The following is a 16,602-nucleotide window of genomic DNA, read 5'->3' as shown; positions in this document are numbered from 1 at the left end:
GTTAGCGAATTTAACTTGGCTGGTTTCGAAGAGTAATTAATCTCTTTGATAAAGGCACGATATTTAATTCAGGTCAAATCTCGTCGGGCTGCAAGTTCCGAATCTAACTCGGAATAAAATAGTGGCGTAGTATTTTTCTTTAGGCTTTGTAGGACTCTTCTCCAGTAAGGCTTTTCGATCTCATCGGGTATTGCAAGAGCTCCTGTCACATGAAAATGTAACATGCTATCTCCAGCTGTTGTCGGCACAGCTTTCTCAACCTCATTTACATGTTTAGTGTTTGCGACTTGCTCGGCGTGATGCACATAACGAAAGTAACCAACTTACTTCATAAAGCTTTATTTCTGTGCGAAACGCGCTCGTCGTAGGGGTACGGTGACGATTAGCGCCATGTTGCACCATCCCATTCATCGAATCTTGCGTGCTAAACCATGACTACAGACGAAGAACAGCTCTACGGACCCAAGGTGGATCGGCTTCTGCGCATTCGGAAGATCGATTCCCTGAGTAATCTTGTGCTGCCCATCTTCCCGATTGCTCCTTTGTCAGCTGCGGTTGCGGGCGGGCAGGCAATGGCGGATGACGCGGTATCGATTTACGCAGCCGCTTTGGAGGTGGCTTTTCCGGGGTTGGCGCGAAGCGTAGAAGATGTCTGTGGTCCGGCGCCCTGGATCGTGCGTAGCGCAGGCAACGAGGATCTGACGGATCACGTCAATGCCGGTGGTTACGAAAGCCTGATCTGTCCCGAGCCAGAAGCGCTGATACAGTGCATTGCCGCGGTGGCCATGAGTGGATCTACCGAGCATGCACGACTCCAGCTCGCGCTTTCGGGGCATAACGATCATGTCGAGGCCATTCCATGCTTTGTGCAGCCACTGCTACAGATCGATGTCTCCATCGATGTTGGTCATGACCATTCACCGTATCTGGACACGGCAGTTCTTGAACACATGGAGGCGGTTTGCAACGAGCTGATGCAGACGTTTGACTTCATGGCTATCGATTGCGAATGGGGCATCGATACAACGCTCGGCTTTGTGTCCGTGACGACCATCATGCCGAGAAACCCAAAGCTGATGAATGTCGCACATACGATCGGTTTTGGTTTTGCCAGCGCTCAGAATACCGGCTCGATGGCGACGTCCTTGGTCCTGCGTCCGGCTTGTTCAGACCTTAGGCTCTGGCGCGGACGCCATTTATGCGCCACGACAGTGCGACGGTTACATCTGCTGCAGGTGCGGCCGGCGTATCTTGATGATGCCTTTCGCGACCGTGATGTGTTGACCGACGCATGCCGTGAAGCGTTGATCGGGCGCTACGATGTTGTGGATGCCTGCTTGTTGATGCTGGGCGCACAATCTTCGGGCCGCGCATTAGTGGCACCGGATCTCATGAGCGCTTGGCGCCGGTATCTTGCGCTCAACGCACGGGAACAGGCCAACGTGGCGGTAGTGATAGTGGACGAAGGCAGTGCGGAGGAACACGCCGGTATCATGTTCCGTCAGCAGAAAATTACCTGCGTCAGGATGGACACTCGACGCATGCCAGCCGGAGCAGACAGCGTTGTATTTGACCGTGGCACCTGCATTCTCGGTGACGCGACAATGCTGCGATCAGTTCAGACTGAGCTACGACGAGAGTTGGTGGTGCCCGATGATTGCGCTCTTGTCTTTACCGATGAGGTGTTGGCACCGGGTGGCAAGTTGTCGCGAAACTGCAGCGAAGTCCTTGCCCAATTGCGTCGTCTGCCGATCGCAAGAGAAGCCAGGGAACGGCTGTTCGCACGTACCGAACAACCGATGCCGGAAAGGTGGATGCGTCGTGCAGATGGCGTAGTGGAGTCACCTTCTTTGCTCGCGGCAATCTGGCGGTCAAAGAATCCAGGGTATGCCGATGAGTACCGCGCGCTCACGGATTTTTCGAGAGACTACGAACGTGCCGTTCAAGTATCTCGGGATACGCAACAGAACCCATTGCGCGCACTGTTCGCTCTGTCGTCCTTGACACGCACCTTGGTCACAAGCGGTGACCTTCGAATCATCATGGCATTGCTCGACTGTGAAACGGCGATGTCTTGGGTGCCGCCGCAAACGTTGCGTCGTCTGCTCGGCTCGGCCGCTGCGCAACTGACGTCGCTTCGGCGAGAAAACGCCGTGTTGATTCTAGAATGCGTGGCCTTCGTCAGGACGGAATGTGCGCAACTGCCCGTTTATGTGCAGGATGATGCCATCTCCTATCTCGAGGCATTGTCGCGAGATCTTGAAGAAGGCTTGCTTGTCGAGGCGATGATATCCATCCGTTCCTTGGAGTTGCCGATATCGAGTGCAATCTTGCTTACGCGGCAGGCTCTCAATAATCCCGTCGTCCTTGAACCGGTGGATGCATTCCGGCAATCAGTAGCGTCGTTTAGAGGCATTGTGTCGGGTGGCGGTGCAACGGCGCGACTTCCTCAACAACTCAACCATGCCTACTTGACGCTGCGAGGCGCATTGTATAAGGCCGGTCTGGAAAACGTTGCCGAGCAGATCAGAGGATCATTAGTCGAAACTTACGACGCCTCATTAAAAGGGATGCTAGCGCGCGCGGTGGAGGAGGGCGATCTTGGCAGTTACCGCGACTACCTCATGGCGATGCAATGCTGGATCGATTTTTTGAGCATGGGATCGCTTTCTGAGGGCGATACTGCAGTGCTCCAGTGCTTTCAAACTTGGCTGAGTCAGTGGGTTGATGAAGCGATCCCGGAGTCATTCGAGATACAGGACCGCAACTGGCAGTTCGAGTTTGGCGCCATTGTGCTTTCCAGCGGGGCAATTCAGCGGTACGAAAATCCTCACGTTCTACACAACCTCCTTCATCAATACTCCCTGGCGGGGCTGCGGCTTGATACACAGCAGCTACCAAGGCGCGTACAAGCGCTCGAACACTTCTGTTCGACGTTCAGCAGTCGCTCGACAAAGGTACTGCGTTTCGAGCGAGAGTTGCTCGAGATCCAGATTCCTATGGGAACGCACAAAGCCAGCTACGTCTTCACGCCGCGGAGGATTTCGGTTGAGTGGACGGAACCACCGGACTGCACCGGGGGTGAAATCGCGCGGATACTGGCGTTTGAGGTATTCCTGGATCGATTCCGTGCCTGGATGTTCCCAGCACTGACAATCAGGCGAGAACAGGTGCTGGGTACCTGGACACTGTTTATCCGTCTGCACGCGCAAGAATCAGATCCTTGGGATTACGAGAATCTCAGGCATTTTGTGGTCGCCACGCGTTTGCTATTCGACGCCTCTTACGATTTTTCGTATGTTGCCAACGAAGCCGTCGACGGCTTCGCCGAACGTTTCGATGGGCCGAAATGGAAGGCGATTCTCACAACACTGATCCATCATCGGGCGATGCTCGATGATGCGTCGCAGTACGTCGCCTTGCACGCCCTACCTTTGTCGTCGACGGTCGCCGCGATAGCGCGGAGTCGACTCATTCGTGGTTTGCTCTTGCGTTGCCTTCGCAGGGGATTCGATTATTGCCGCGGAATAATTGACGGGTATGCGCACTGGCTGAATGAGGAGTCCGAGGACGATGGACTGTGGTCAGAACGCTATGAGTCGCTCCGTCAAGCCAGCCTTTTTCTGGCAGCCAAGTGGCCAAGAGAAGCACTTTCGGAACTCGCCAGGCGGGACGTCTTCAATGTCGGCGATGATCTGATTGCAGCCTGCCTGTTCAAACGTTCGGACCTGGCGGATGACCTCCAGCGACTCATGGCGGCGGGATCGTCAACGCTATCGGGAATGCGCGGGATGATCGTGCGACATGTCCCCGAAATTGCTGTGGCGGGCAGTGGCGCATCTCCCTTGGCTGCGCAATTAATTGGTACCGGAGTTCGATTTCGCCGAGCGAAACATTACTTGGTCGCTCAATTTGGCGATCGTCTTGATCAGGACATATTGGCGGGTCTGCTGCGGGACCTGGACACGGTTCCGTGGGGACATACCGCTGACGCTGAGCAGACCATCCAGACGCAGATAATGATGCGCGGACCTGTTTGTCGTTTTGAATTAGAAAAAGGCATCGATTGGACGACGTTGGATTCCTGGCGGACTCTTGTACAGAGGTGTCCAGTCTACTTGGGGCAGACCGAGTGTTGATTTATCGCGCGGACCCAGTGGCCGGCTTTCCAGTTATTGAGCGTAGGACGATTCTGTAGTTCTAGTGTGTTAGCGGGGGCTTTCAAAAACCCGGGAAGGACTTCGGGATTTTGGTGTCGTTGGCTTTTTGGCACTTGGCGGGGAGGGAGTGCGTCTTGCGGGTGCAAAGGCACACGTGAGCATCGGTGATCGGGTCCGGTGCCAGGGGGGGGACGTTGCGACGAGTGCGATGAGCGACCGGGGCCGGTCGCTCAGTTGTAGCGGTATTAAAAAAGCATGTAGGCGGATGCAGTCGTCTGATTCAGGTCGATCTCTCCGACCTCCAGCACTTCGTATTCAGCGCGCACACCGATGTTGCGAAAGACATCGAATTCCACGCCGACACCGTAGGTCAGGTCAACCCCGGTATCGTCGTCGGTGGCATTGCCGTCGGCGTCCCAGGCGTGGGCACCGACACTGCCGAACAACCGCACCCGATCACCCAGCGGAAAGCCGACATGGGCGGCAGCCTGAGCCGACTTGCCGTCGAAATCGATGTTCTTGTCCTTGAATTGACCGAGATCAACGTAGGCACCTTCGAAGGCCAGGTAGCTGTTGACGCGATAGCCGGCATAAACTTTGTAGCTGGTGTCCTCGTCGTCCAGCCGGGATTCTTCGGTCTGGATGTTGCTTACGCCAGCTCCAAGATACAAACCTTTGTCATCAGCGAGCGCCTGGAAAGACAGCAGCGATAGCAGTGAAGCGAAGCCAAGGTTTCGAAGTAGCATGTGTAGTGGAGTCCTTGTACAGGTTTGTCAGGTGTTAGGGTTCGGCGAGCATTTGAGGGGCCATGAGGCGTTAATAGAAGTCATTGATTGATATTTTCGGGTCATGAGGCGGGTTGTTTGCCGGGCACTGAAAGTAGCGCCTTGCCAGTGCCTGGACAGGCAGCGCGTTGGAGAACAACCAGCCTTGTGCCAACAGAACGCCCTCTGAAACCAGATGCGGCAGTTGCTCCGCAGTCTCGACACCTTCGGCCACGACCTTGAGTCTTAGCGACCTGGCCAACTGGGCAATGTGTCGCCACAGGGCATCCTCGGCCACGATCCTGTCGCCAGCGATGAACGAGCGATCTATTTTCAGAATGTCGAAAGGCACTGAGTCGAGGAGCGAGAGGTTGGAATAGCCGATACCGAAGTCGTCCACGGCGATGCGATGACCGCACGCCCGAAGCCGTCGCAATTGCATGGCGGCAGGCTTCTGGTCGAGCATGGTTCTTTCGGTGATTTCAAAGGCCATGGCTGACACAGGCATGTTGTAGGTTGCCAGCACGCTGGCCACATAGTCTGGAAAGTCCGGGTCCTGAATATCCTGGGCGGACAGATTGACCGTAATGTAGAAATCCTTGCACGCCCAAAGGTAAGTGCTGTAATCCTCCGCTACTTGTCGAATCACCGAACGTGTCAGTTTGCGGATCAGGTCAGACTTCTCCGCCACCGCTATGAACACGTCCGCAGGCACAGGGGTGCCGTTGTCGCTCCAGTGGGACAGTGATTCGGCGCCAACCAGATAGCCTGTCGTCAAATTGACGATCGGCTGATAGTGAACGCCCAGCGTGTTGGCTTTCAGGGCTTTGCGAAGTCGTACGGCAGTAGAGGTGTAATGCCGTTGGATACACCTCGCGAGCAACAGCAGTGCTGCGAACACGCACGCAAGGCCAATGAATAATTTGAATTTGAGACCTGTCAGGTAACTCGACGGAAGCGAAATGACCGAGATCAGTTCATTTCGGTTGCCTGCAAAGGCGATGAGGACCTTGTCTGCCGAGGCAACCAGTTCTTCAAGATGGAACGGCTTCAGCATCTGCAGGGGCTTGAGGCCTGTGGAGGCAATGGGTACTGCGCCGCCGGGACCGATGAGGTCCAGTTGCAGGTCCTCAGGAAACTTCAAGTTGTCGAGCAGGATCTTCTTGTTTGCCCAGACGTAGGTCGACTGTTCCGAGACGATGATAAAGTCGGTGTCCGCAGAAACGGCGTGGCCGGAATCGACCCAATAGGTTCGTCTTCCAACGGAGAACTTGCGCTTCTCATTACCGGCCAGTATCGACGGCAGTTCTTGTCCATAGGAGGAGCAGATCTTGCCATTGGGCAACTGGATTGCCGCTTGATCAACAAATCGCAGGTCTTTGACCAGGTCGGCCAGTTGTGAATACTGCTCGACGGAGCATTCCTGACCTGAGCGATCAAGATCGCCGAGGGCTTCCAGTACCTTGTCGATCTGCGCATTGGGCTCCACTTGAGCCGCACGCAGATCGGCATAAACGTTATTCAACTTCCGTGCAACGACTGACTCCGCCAGACCTGCGGCGCAGAACCATGCGGCCCAGCCCGCTGCAGCAATCAGACATACAGTGATTGCGTGCCTTCCAGATAACGCTTTATATACGGCAATCATCGAAAACCCCGAGGTATCATTTTTTCACTGTGCACCTTGCAGTCGCGAGTTAAACCTCTTCAGTACCAGTCGATGACCCAGGCCAATAAGATGCCGCTGACATAGGCGGTCATGCACAGCATGATTTTTTGCTTGAGTGGCAGCGTATTTATTCGATGAAGCATGCTTATCTCCTTGAGTGGGAAAACAAGCAATTGTCGGCATCCATGGCTAATCAACGGAAATTATTAATCCTCATTTTCAGGGGGTTGATGGAAACGCGCCAACGACCTGGTTGTATAGGGATGAGGTGGTATTCCTGGGCCTGGCTGAGTTGCGCCTGGCCGTTTCTGACGGTGTCTCTCCGTAAGCAGTCTGATAGGCCTTGGAAAAGCGGCCCAGATGATGAAAGTTCCAGAACATGGCGGTTTCCGTCACGGTGGGCCATGTTTTATTGATCAGGTCGCGGCGGGCACTGGCGAGTCTCAAGTTTCTGATATAGGCGATTGGCGACATCCCGAATGTCTCGATGAAGCCAAAATGCAGGGTGCGGGTTGTAGTCTCAAGTTGCCTTACAAGCGACTTGATGGTGAGCGTTTTTTTGACATTGTCATGAATGTACTCGATGGCTTCTATCGCCACCTTCCGTCTGGTGGGGACTTTACGTTTAAAGCCGCCAGCGGGGGTCAATGATTGCAATACAGACGCAAGTACCGCGGTTTCAATAGTTGAGCGATCTGCTTGAGCGTACTGTGGGGAAGCCGCGTCATTGATGTCGACACAGCAGGCGCTGATGGCTTGAATGGCAGACTGTATGAATTGAAAGTTATCAACCTGGTAGCTGTGTTTTGTTCTGTTCGCAAGTATGTCTTTGACAGGGTGAAGTTGGCGGCACCGGTCATAGTGCTCCAGTGTTGTGGTGATGGTGAACAGTGTTTCATTCGGTTCGCAGGTGTAATGCACCGATTCGTCGCTGTGCAGTACGATAATTTCGTCAGGCCGTAGTTTGTGATTGTTCACGACGGGGCGGCCAATCGGGGCCTGCGAGATGGCGAATGTGACGAATCCGGCGGGAACGGAACTGACCAGGGTGATGGATGAGTCGAACTCAAGGCGACTGCACTGCAGTTCAGGGCTGTGAAAGAGCTTGTGTTGCCGGATGCGCGCCTCATGCTCGGTCGGGATAAGGCTCATTTCCCAGTTGCCTATGGTTCTGTTCAGTTGACTTGGCAACGCAGTAGACAAATGAAAGATTTCATCGGGAGGTGCGATACTCATGAAATTGAAAGCTCACCTGTTGAATGATTAGGGTCAGGCAATGACTGTCCGTGCAGCGATGACGGTCACATGCCGGATGAAGGTACAGCCGCGTCGGGAGGGTTGTCAGAGCCCGCGGATTATTTCCAGTTCCGCTGAAAACGCGTAATTGCTGTGCGATGGTGAGTCGTCCAGCTGCTGTACGTTGCGCGGGTCAACCATCGGACTGAATATTTTCGACTGGGGTTTCATCGGGTCAATGGCTGCCGCTGTAAAGGAATAAAAGTCGTCAATACGGTAACCCGTTTTTACCTGATAGCCAGTTTTCACAGAATCCGGAGCCTTCTTGTTGGTTTCGACACTCGCCAATTTTGCGCTGTAGATGCCCTTGTCGTCGGCCATGGCCTTGAGCGAAAGCAATAAACCAAACGACACGGTGACGAAGTTTTTCAGTAGCATCGAGGCGATTCCCTTATTTACAGTTCATTCAGGCAGAACCTGGTGTCAGCTGTATCTCTGCCACGACGTGGTCTGAAAATAATCTCACCCCGACTGCGCCTTCCAAAGTCAATAACTCATATTTGCCAGGTTCAAAGTAATATGAGCGAAGTGGCGTAGCTCATTCCGGTATCACTTTGTGGAGGAGGGAGGGCTGAATCACTGTCCTGCTCGTCCGCATGATACTCATTCTCACTATGAATTTTCAGATGCGATAACTTCTGAGTGTCATCCGAGTTTGTTTGGATTTCATAATATTCAATGGTCGTGCTTTCGACGGAGTGTTCGTCGTTCGCTAACGAACAAAATGGCAGGGCAGACAGAAATAGAACCGCCAGCCATCCGAAGGTCGTCGATTTATTGCTTCGCAGGAAATGCATTGTTTTCACTTGATTCCCCTGTGTAGGGCATTGTCCCGGACGAGAATCAAGCAGGCTCGATTCCAGAGATTATTGGCGGGGGATTTTTTTCCGGGACGCCATCTGATTCAAGTCAATAACTGTTATTTTTATCAGGAGTGATTTTTGATATGAGCCTGTGCCAGGCGAGTGTTGAGTCAATTAATGGTTCAGGCAGCGCAAACGGCCAAGATCATGTATGTAAAAGCATACGGCGTTTTTATTCTGCGTGGGAATCAATTCGTAGTTCAGAATGGCACCTTCTTGCAAGACGTATTGGCGTCTGAAGAACAGGTCAGGGGTTTTTTCAATGGCAAAGAGTTCATTGTCCTGGCTGAGTTTGACGTTACTGATTTTGATCTGTACCTGCGTTTTGCTTTCTTTGATTATATTTGCCGATATGGTTGCATTGCGGATTTTCCCATTCAGGCTTTCCAGCGTGGTCCCGGTGAGTCGACCATGCCCGATAGTGAGATACTCTTCGGTGTTAAGTTGATTGAGATCTTCCAGCCATTGCCGGGTCTTTGTTTGATAGCTGGTATTTTCCATGTAGTGCGAAGGAGAATAAAAAATGGAGAAAACACAGAGTGCATTGATCAAGGCGATAACCGGCCAGTGAACCGCTTGCGGAATTTCAAACTTCATAAGGTGACTTCCAAGCATTGACGAATCATCATGGCAAGGTCTTTTTCGGCGCTGTTTAATTGTAGATTTGCAGTGCTTAGATCCGGGCGAATGCACGAAACGGAATAGTTGGTTTTATACAGGTTGATCCAGACTTGCCCCTTCAGGTTGGGTGGAAGCTGTTCTGATTGTTTGGCCGATAGCTCCAACAACGCTTGTGCCTCGGCAAGATCATTGCCTACGGCGTGGATGATCAGTCCATTCTTGTCGACGCTGGATATTTCAATTTTTGGCGCTTCGAAGTCGAACTGAAAGACCGTCAAGGCAACGACTGCCAAGGTAACGATATAAGCGATCAGTTGGGCCTTGGTAATGCGGGTGGATTTTTCAGTTTTACTCGAGGGCGCCAGCGACTCATCGCCATCCGGCGGCGGTCGTTGTCCAGCAGTGGCAGCCGGTGGCTGCACAGCTTCTTCTGAGGGAGCCGGTACGTCGGCTGCTGCATCGACGATAAAGTGCCGGTTGAAGCAATATCCCCGGCGAGGAACAGTCATCAGGATCTCGTGATCGCGACTGTCATTCAAAATGTTTCGTAGTGAGAAAACGGTTTGATTCAAACTGCCGGAAGCAACCACGCGGTCATTCCAGGTGTAGTCGATGATTTCATCGCGGCTTTTAGTGACACCTGGCTCCATGAGCAGCAGGTCCAATAGACGCGATTCGGCTCTGCCTAGCGTGGAATTCTGTACATCTCCATGGGGTGTTGTAAGGGAGAGCATGGCGCTGTCCGGGTCGAATATCGCCACGGCGCCATTTTTCAACTTGAAGGTGTAGCTCATAGAAATCTTCCGATCAGGCGGTACTGGCCTGAGTATAGGGGCCGGATTTGGCTCGGTACATTCTGGACTGGGAGGAGAACGAAGATGGGGACCGTGCGCAAGTCGCGCTGTGTGTCGCCTTTACACTGCGGGACCGGCTCGTTTCAAGAGCGTGCAGTGCGGTAAACAGCCCTGCCTGTCAGAGGCATCAGTTGAATCAGACAAAGGAAAAGCATTGCTGGATGACCCACGGTTTTTGATTTTGACAGCATGAATAATGCTTTGAATGGATGTTCTGCGCTATCCGAAAACTGCAAGCTCGGGCGGGTGAGTTTGCGCGTAGCCAGGGTCTGGGCGGATTGCCTGCGCTGTCCGGGCAAGGCATTGGTTACTCCTGAACGGGTCAAGTGCTTTCACAATACAAGTCAATGATTGTTGTTTGTGCGCCCGGTTAACTGCAGATTATTTTTGACTCCAATTAGCTTTGAACCAGGCTCGTTAGCGCTTTTAATGGATCTCGAGGAGCGTTGACACTCATCGCGTTCATGCGCGGCGTAAACGATCCTCACCTCTCGTTCAACGGCTTTTGCCCCGCGCCCTTCATGGAGGACGCGGGGTTTTTTTTGGGGGCTCGAAAAATTGTAGGAGCTGGCTTGCCAGCGATGGTCGTAAACGAAAACGCGTGTGACCTGATGAACGCGGTCCCTTGTAGGAGCTGGCCTGCCAGCGATGGTCGTCAACGATAACGCGTGTGACCTGGATGAACGCGGCGCACTTGAGTCCATCGCCAGCAGGCTGGCTCCTACAGTTTCAGCGTGGGCATGGTCCCCTGTGGGAGCTGGCTTGCCAGCGATGGTCGTTAACGATAACGCGTGTGATCTGGATAAACGCGGCGCACTGGAGTCCATCGCCAGCAAGCTGGCTCCTACAGTTTCAGCGTGGGCATGGTCCCCTGTGGGAGCTGGCCTGCCAGCGATGGTCGTCAACGATAACGCGTGTGACCTGGATGAACGCGGCGCACTTGAGTCCATCGCCAGCAGGCTGGCTCCTACAGGTTCCCGGGATGCGTGAAGAACCTTTTTTTTCGGGGTGTATCGGCGTTACAGGCATTCCTGCGCGGCACGCTCGATGCTCGATGGCCTGAAGGTCGAGGCCAGCAGTTGGCGCTCGTACAGATACACCTTGCCTCCATCCTGTGCCCTGTGGGTTTCCAGCACGGTGTCTACGGCAATTTTGCTCGAAACGACAACCCGGTAACTGCGTTCGCTGCCAGATACAACCGGGCTCATCGCGTTGTCCTTCAACTTCGGTACAAGGCAGTCGACATACTGCTCGGGCGATTTGTCCGTTTGCAACGATGAAGTCGGGCTGTTAGGGGAGGCGGTGCAACCGGCCAGGAGCCAGGAAGCGAGGATCACGACTGGAACACCTGCTAGGCGCATCGGTGAAGCCCTCAAATTCGAATCGGTTCGTTGAGTCATGGTGAAGAAGGTCGGCCAATGTTTCTGATCATTGTCGCCGCCGATCAAGGCAAGACATCGTAGCCACGCTGCTGCAGGCAGCTGCTATAGACGGAGTTGTTGGCGGTGACGCTTTGCTCGCTCGCCGCATCATTCTGCCGGCGCGCCTGGCGTTGCCTGGAAGCCCCCACCACGGCACCGGCCGCCGCGGCACTGCGCGCGTGGTTCTGGCGATAGTCTTGCCGGGTGTCGTCGTCGATCTGGTCATAGACGTTTTCATGTTGGCGGCCCCGGACCTCGGCGGCAGTCGCCCCTGCTACGGCGGCGGTTGCGGCGCCCTTTACCCGACCACCGGTCGGCACGGTGCTTTGTACCGGATGTTGTGCGTTGGCCTGGGATTGGCAGGCACTGGTGTCCTGTTGGATGGCCTGGGAAGTCTGACCTTTGAGGGGGATCACCGTCACTGCCAGGGCGCTGGTGCTCGGCAACAGCATGAGCACCGCCAGGGTATGGGCCAGTATTTTCATGATGGGGTCTCACGTCAGGCGTCGGCACGGCTGACGGTTTTGTTAGAGAACAAGCACGGTTCAAACCCCATGCCAGCCTGCGTGCGATGGGGTTTATCCGGGCATCAGTGCTTGAGGAGCAGGGCCTGCATATCGTCTGTCATGCTTTTGAGCGCGACCTTGAAGTCACTGGCAAGCACCGGCTGTTGGGCATTGTCGAGTGTCGCGCCAAACACCTTGCGAACGATCTTCGCGACCGGCATACCGGTCTTGGCATCGATCAGGTTGGCTTCGATGTACATCTCGGCAGTCTGATCCCGATGGCCGGTGGCTGCTTGTGTTGCCCCGACAATGGCGCCGATCGGAACGGCCTCATACCAGTGCATGCCTTCGTTGTTGGCGCTGACGTGAGTGATCGCCGCTTGCAGGATCAGCGATCGCGAATCGGTTGGTGCCAGTTGCGGATAAGGGACGATCGCATAGCGGCGGGCAAAGGCGAGCTTGACGCTGTTGCTGGCCATCAATTGCAGGTCCTGCAGGGTCTTCAGGCTGACGCGCGCGGTTGGTTTCGGCGCTGGATACAGTTCCATCTGCCTGAACACCACAGTGGAGTACGCGCGAGGATCGAACCCCGGCGATACCCAGCGCAGGACCTTCTGTTCACTCGGCGTAGTTTGCTCCTCCAGGCCCTGGTAATTGCCCAGGAAACCGGAGTATTGCTCCTGTTGCGCCACTTTCGAGACACAGCCGACCTGAAATACACAGCTCAAAGCAATACCCGCAATCCATTTATTCGACATGCCCATGTGTTCTGTTCTCACGTGATGAAAGTTGTCATTCGGGTACAGGTGTTTGCACGCCGGTCAATGCGGGCCGAATGCTGCCTGCAGCAGCGGGATAATCCGAATCAAAAACTCTCAAAAACCGTTAATCACACGGCCGGCGAGGGGCAGGGCAGGGTTGCACATCGATCACAGTTGCCTACGCTAACCCTGTGCTACCCGGCTCTGACCTTTACAGGTGAGTGAGAATGGATGTGAAAATACGGTGGATGGGTACCGCTTCGACATTCGTCGTGGTGTTGGGTTTTGTCCCGGTGACTCAGGCCGAGGACTCTGCGGAACTGGCGAAGAAAGCCCTCAACCCGGTCGCAGCGATGTACAGCCTGCCGGTGCAGTACAACTGGGACCAGAAAATGGGGCCGACCGGGGAGGGCATGCACAGCGTGACCAATCTCCAGCCGGTGCTGCCGTTTGCCTTGAACGAGGACTGGAATCTCATTTCTCGCACCATTCTGCCGATCATCGACCAGCACGGCTTGGCCCCCAATGGGGCGGCGGACAAATCCGGCACCGGCGATATCACCCAGAGTTTTTTCTTCTCGCCGACCAAGCCGACGGCAAGTGGCTGGATACTCGGTGCCGGCCCGGCGTTGCTGATACCGACCGGCAGTGATGAGTTGCTCGGCAGCGAGCAATGGGGTCTGGGCCCGACGGGGGTGGCGTTGAAACAGTCCAATGGCTGGACCCGCGGCATTCTGGCCAACCATATCTGGGGCCTGGACGACAGCCCGCCGGACGACAAGGAAAAGGTCAACCAGACCTTCCTGCAACCCTTCCTCTCGTACACCACCCATACGCTCACGACCTACGGGGTCAACACCGAGTCAACCTACAACTGGCAATCGCGGGAATGGTCGGTCCCGGTCAACCTCACGGTCACCCAATTGTTGAAGATCGGCGGTCAACCGCTGACGGTGCAGGCCGGCCCGCGCTACTGGCTCGACAGCCCGGAGGACGGCCCGCAAGGCTGGGGCTTTCGCGCCGCGGTGACGCTTCTGTTTCCACGCTGATACGCCGTATCGGACGGCCTGGAGGAGATACCCCATGGACCGATTCACCGGCGGTTGCTTGTGCGCAAAGGTGCGCCTTGTCGCATCGGGGCGCCCGTTTCGGGTTGGCGTTTGTCACTGCCTCGACTGCCGCAAGCATCATGGGGCGCTGTTTCACGCGTCTGCGATATTTCATCAGGATGCCGTGACGATCGAAGGCGAAACACGTGACTACGCCGGGCGGTATTTCTGTCCGCACTGCGGTTCCTCCGTGTTCGCGCGCAGTGCAGATGAAATCGAAGTGAACCTCGGATCCCTGGATGCCCCGGACCAACTGACGCCGACCTACGAGAGCTGGGTCGTGCGGCGTGAGGCCTGGCTGCCGGCGTTTGCGCTCACACGACGCTACGAGCGCGATCGGGATTCTACGGGGCGTTTTGAAGACTAGCGGTCACGCATTGCGGTACGCCAGGTCTTGAGGCTCCGGGTGTCCGGTTCAACGCTCAGTGAGTGTTCAGCACCGCCGCGCAGAACGATCGATGCAGCGAATCTCTCGCCGCTACTCAAGCAGCTGATCGATCAACACCGCGTTGGTATAAATCAGGCTGCCATCGCTCGCACGATGCCCGACCAGATGAAACTGACCGCGTTCGTGGTGCAGATAGACGCGCATCTGACAGTCGGACAAGGGCGCGTATCCCTCGGGCATGATCAAATCCATCGAATCCATATCGACATCGACCATGGCTTCACGCTCGTGGGTCTTCTGCAGACGCTCTTCGGCCTCTTCCAGACGCAGATGGAGAGGTCCGTCGACGTAGAAATGGACTTCCCCCATCGGGGTGGACTTTTGGTCGCTGCTGGTTTTGCACCAGCCTTCGATCGTCAGGGCACTCATGACGAAACCTCCCATGTGGATTGCTGGACCCTGTGGCTATCGTCCCTGCTCAATGTCACCACATTCGTTTGACGACTCTACAAGGGCAGGGTTCGAAAGCTGCCATCCGTCATCAAAAATCAAGTATAGCTGGCAACCGGAATTCCCTTGCCGGCCTCACGGTACAAGGCGATGGCTCTATACTTCTTACTGACTTTAACGCCCGGACGGGTGGTATTTGTCAGCCCTGCTTGGACGTCAGTGGCGATGCTTTTTGCATAACCAATGAACAACAGGAATAGGATGAAGAGCAAATGGCAATAGCAATTGTCTTGATACTCATCGTTATTGCCTCCGTGCTATTCCACATACTGGCGCCCTGGCATGCGACACCGGCAGCGTCCAACTGGGGATCCATAGACACCACCCTGTTCATCACCCTGATCATCAGCGGAATATTTTTCATTGCCATCACGGTATTCATGGCGGTAGCGGTGATTCGGTATCGTCACAAGGCGGGCGCCAGGGCGGCCTACCAGCCGGAAAACAAAAAACTGGAAACCTGGTTGATCATCGTTACCTCGGCAGGCATCGCCGGGATGTTGGCGCCAGGTCTGGTTGTCTACAACGATTTCATCCGGGTACCGAAAGATGCCTACGAACTTGAAGTGGTTGGCCAGCAGTGGCAGTGGGCCTATCGTTTTGCCGGGCAAGATGCAAAGTTGGGCAAGTCGGATATCAAGTTTGTCGACTCCACCAATCCCCTCGGCCTTGATCCCAAGGATCCTGCAGGCCAGGACGATGTGCTTGTCATGAATAACGAAGTTCGCCTTCCGCTCGATCGGCCGGTGAAAGTTCTACTGCGCTCTAAAGATGTCCTGCACGATTTCTATGTACCGCAAATTCGCAGCAAGATGGATATGGTGCCAGGGATGGTGTCGTACTTCTGGTTTACGCCGACTAAAACCGGAAAATACGAAGTCCTTTGCGCTGAATTTTGTGGTGTGGGTCATTACAACATGCGTGGCCACATGATCGTGGAAGAGCAGGGCGTCTTCGATCAATGGCTAAAAGGCCAGCCGACCTTTGCACAGACATTGACCACAGCTGCCAAACCCGGTCGAGACAGCGTGCTGGAAAAAGGCCGCCAGTTGGTCGAGCAGTACGGCTGCAAGGCCTGCCATAGCCTGGACGGCAGTGCCAGTCTCGGCCCGGGATGGAAGGGGCTGTACGGTCGCACCGAACAGCTTGCCGATGGCACCAGCGTGCGGGTCGACGAGGCCTACCTGAAAGAGTCGATTCTCGATCCGAAGGCTCGCCTGGTACAGGGCTACCCGCCGGTCATGGTGGCCTATACTCTCAAAGACGACGAAATGGGTGCCGTCATCGCCCTGATCAAATCATTGGGTGCTGATCAAAATTCGACTGGCGAAGCGTCGAGTCCGGGTGAAGACCTGGTGGCGCAGGGACAGCGACTGGCCGGGTCGCTTGGCTGCCTGGTCTGCCACAGTGTCGATGGCAACAAGGGCGTAGGCCCCAGCTGGAAGGGCCTGTATGGCAAGACGCAAACCCTTGCCGACGATACGAGCGTAAAGGTCGATGAGGGCTATTTGAAAGAGTCGGTTCTTCATCCCAATGCCCAAATCGTCAAGGGCTATGCAGCCGTCATGCCGACTCTTGCTCCGAGTGACGAGGAGCTGAATGCACTGATCGCTTTTATCAAATCCAAAGCGAATGCTGACGCTGATGCGACCAAGGCGGAGCCAGGGAAACAGCCGTAAA

At 55.0% G+C, this 16,602-nt stretch carries 15 protein-coding genes; 4 read left to right on the top strand and 11 right to left on the bottom strand.

The features are described from left to right. The first annotated feature begins 431 nt into the window (after positions 1–431). On the top strand, positions 432–4,139 hold the full coding sequence (locus PPUTUW4_RS13860; protein WP_015095232.1) for a hypothetical protein: 3,708 nt from the start codon (positions 432–434) through the stop codon (positions 4,137–4,139). A gap of 266 nt (positions 4,140–4,405) precedes the next feature. On the opposite strand, the gene PPUTUW4_RS13855 is transcribed toward PPUTUW4_RS13860, so the two are convergent. From PPUTUW4_RS13855 to PPUTUW4_RS13810, 10 genes are all read right to left on the bottom strand, one after another. Next, positions 4,406–4,906: an outer membrane beta-barrel protein gene (locus tag PPUTUW4_RS13855; protein WP_015095231.1), complete on the bottom strand. Its 501-nt coding sequence runs from the start codon at positions 4,904–4,906 to the stop codon at positions 4,406–4,408. Between the two features lie 70 nt (positions 4,907–4,976). After that, on the bottom strand, positions 4,977–6,572 hold the full coding sequence (locus tag PPUTUW4_RS13850; RefSeq protein ID WP_015095230.1) for an EAL domain-containing protein: 1,596 nt from the start codon (positions 6,570–6,572) through the stop codon (positions 4,977–4,979). A 240-nt stretch (positions 6,573–6,812) separates the two neighbouring features. Further along, positions 6,813–7,829, bottom strand: a complete 1,017-nt coding sequence (locus PPUTUW4_RS13845) for a helix-turn-helix domain-containing protein (protein ID WP_015095229.1) — start codon at positions 7,827–7,829, stop codon at positions 6,813–6,815. A gap of 105 nt (positions 7,830–7,934) precedes the next feature. Next, on the bottom strand, positions 7,935–8,267 hold the full coding sequence (locus tag PPUTUW4_RS13840; RefSeq protein ID WP_015095228.1) for a hypothetical protein: 333 nt from the start codon (positions 8,265–8,267) through the stop codon (positions 7,935–7,937). 131 nt (positions 8,268–8,398) lie between these two features. Continuing rightward, complete coding sequence (locus tag PPUTUW4_RS28135; protein WP_083884569.1) at positions 8,399–8,686, bottom strand: hypothetical protein; 288 nt, start codon at positions 8,684–8,686, stop codon at positions 8,399–8,401. A gap of 180 nt (positions 8,687–8,866) precedes the next feature. Next, positions 8,867–9,349, bottom strand: coding sequence for a hypothetical protein (locus PPUTUW4_RS13835; RefSeq protein ID WP_015095227.1), 483 nt, complete (start codon positions 9,347–9,349; stop codon positions 8,867–8,869). Continuing rightward, on the bottom strand, positions 9,346–10,167 hold the full coding sequence (locus PPUTUW4_RS13830; RefSeq protein ID WP_015095226.1) for a winged helix-turn-helix domain-containing protein: 822 nt from the start codon (positions 10,165–10,167) through the stop codon (positions 9,346–9,348). Before PPUTUW4_RS13830 ends, PPUTUW4_RS13835 begins: the two co-directional genes overlap by 4 nt. Before the next feature lie 1,079 nt (positions 10,168–11,246). Next, entirely contained in the window at positions 11,247–11,588 is a 342-nt protein-coding gene (locus tag PPUTUW4_RS13820) for a hypothetical protein (RefSeq protein WP_015095224.1), read from the bottom strand. An 83-nt stretch (positions 11,589–11,671) separates the two neighbouring features. Next, positions 11,672–12,133: a hypothetical protein gene (locus PPUTUW4_RS13815; protein ID WP_015095223.1), complete on the bottom strand. Its 462-nt coding sequence runs from the start codon at positions 12,131–12,133 to the stop codon at positions 11,672–11,674. 104 nt (positions 12,134–12,237) lie between these two features. Then, on the bottom strand, positions 12,238–12,918 hold the full coding sequence (locus tag PPUTUW4_RS13810; RefSeq protein WP_015095222.1) for a DUF3313 domain-containing protein: 681 nt from the start codon (positions 12,916–12,918) through the stop codon (positions 12,238–12,240). Between the two features lie 245 nt (positions 12,919–13,163). On the opposite strand from PPUTUW4_RS13810, the gene PPUTUW4_RS13805 reads away from it, so the two are divergent. Continuing rightward, positions 13,164–13,964: a hypothetical protein gene (locus PPUTUW4_RS13805; protein WP_049810835.1), complete on the top strand. Its 801-nt coding sequence runs from the start codon at positions 13,164–13,166 to the stop codon at positions 13,962–13,964. A 34-nt stretch (positions 13,965–13,998) separates the two neighbouring features. Then, the gene (locus PPUTUW4_RS13800) at positions 13,999–14,391 is read left to right on the top strand and encodes a GFA family protein (RefSeq protein WP_015095220.1); all 393 of its coding nucleotides are present in this window, start codon (positions 13,999–14,001) and stop codon (positions 14,389–14,391) included. A 111-nt stretch (positions 14,392–14,502) separates the two neighbouring features. On the opposite strand, the gene PPUTUW4_RS13795 is transcribed toward PPUTUW4_RS13800, so the two are convergent. Then, positions 14,503–14,841: a hypothetical protein gene (locus tag PPUTUW4_RS13795; RefSeq protein WP_015095219.1), complete on the bottom strand. Its 339-nt coding sequence runs from the start codon at positions 14,839–14,841 to the stop codon at positions 14,503–14,505. Between the two features lie 293 nt (positions 14,842–15,134). On the opposite strand from PPUTUW4_RS13795, the gene PPUTUW4_RS13790 reads away from it, so the two are divergent. Further along, positions 15,135–16,601, top strand: coding sequence for a c-type cytochrome (locus tag PPUTUW4_RS13790; RefSeq protein ID WP_015095218.1), 1,467 nt, complete (start codon positions 15,135–15,137; stop codon positions 16,599–16,601). Position 16,602: the final 1 nt, after the last annotated feature.

The sequence above is a fragment of the Pseudomonas sp. UW4 genome (genome assembly GCF_000316175.1).
Classification (GTDB): Bacteria; Pseudomonadota; Gammaproteobacteria; order Pseudomonadales; family Pseudomonadaceae; genus Aquipseudomonas; species Aquipseudomonas laurylsulfatiphila.
Note: the sequence above shows the minus strand (reverse complement) of the source record. Positions and strands in the feature narration are given on the sequence as shown.

Excerpts from the sequence above, each read along its gene's own strand:
- PPUTUW4_RS13805 (WP_049810835.1), top strand. The coding sequence starts at position 13,164 with ATGGGTACCGCTTCGACATTCGTCGTGGTGTTGGGTTTTGTCCCGGTG.
- PPUTUW4_RS13795 (WP_015095219.1), bottom strand. The coding sequence starts at position 14,841 with ATGAGTGCCCTGACGATCGAAGGCTGGTGCAAAACCAGCAGCGACCAA.
- PPUTUW4_RS13855 (WP_015095231.1), bottom strand. The coding sequence starts at position 4,906 with ATGCTACTTCGAAACCTTGGCTTCGCTTCACTGCTATCGCTGCTGTCT.
- PPUTUW4_RS13850 (WP_015095230.1), bottom strand. The coding sequence starts at position 6,572 with ATGATTGCCGTATATAAAGCGTTATCTGGAAGGCACGCAATCACTGTA.
- PPUTUW4_RS13800 (WP_015095220.1), top strand. The coding sequence starts at position 13,999 with ATGGACCGATTCACCGGCGGTTGCTTGTGCGCAAAGGTGCGCCTTGTC.
- PPUTUW4_RS13845 (WP_015095229.1), bottom strand. The coding sequence starts at position 7,829 with ATGAGTATCGCACCTCCCGATGAAATCTTTCATTTGTCTACTGCGTTG.
- PPUTUW4_RS13790 (WP_015095218.1), top strand. The coding sequence starts at position 15,135 with ATGGCAATAGCAATTGTCTTGATACTCATCGTTATTGCCTCCGTGCTA.
- PPUTUW4_RS13810 (WP_015095222.1), bottom strand. The coding sequence starts at position 12,918 with ATGGGCATGTCGAATAAATGGATTGCGGGTATTGCTTTGAGCTGTGTA.
- PPUTUW4_RS13835 (WP_015095227.1), bottom strand. The coding sequence starts at position 9,349 with ATGAAGTTTGAAATTCCGCAAGCGGTTCACTGGCCGGTTATCGCCTTG.
- PPUTUW4_RS28135 (WP_083884569.1), bottom strand. The coding sequence starts at position 8,686 with ATGCATTTCCTGCGAAGCAATAAATCGACGACCTTCGGATGGCTGGCG.
- PPUTUW4_RS13815 (WP_015095223.1), bottom strand. The coding sequence starts at position 12,133 with ATGAAAATACTGGCCCATACCCTGGCGGTGCTCATGCTGTTGCCGAGC.
- PPUTUW4_RS13830 (WP_015095226.1), bottom strand. The coding sequence starts at position 10,167 with ATGAGCTACACCTTCAAGTTGAAAAATGGCGCCGTGGCGATATTCGAC.
- PPUTUW4_RS13860 (WP_015095232.1), top strand. The coding sequence starts at position 432 with ATGACTACAGACGAAGAACAGCTCTACGGACCCAAGGTGGATCGGCTT.
- PPUTUW4_RS13840 (WP_015095228.1), bottom strand. The coding sequence starts at position 8,267 with ATGCTACTGAAAAACTTCGTCACCGTGTCGTTTGGTTTATTGCTTTCG.
- PPUTUW4_RS13820 (WP_015095224.1), bottom strand. The coding sequence starts at position 11,588 with ATGCGCCTAGCAGGTGTTCCAGTCGTGATCCTCGCTTCCTGGCTCCTG.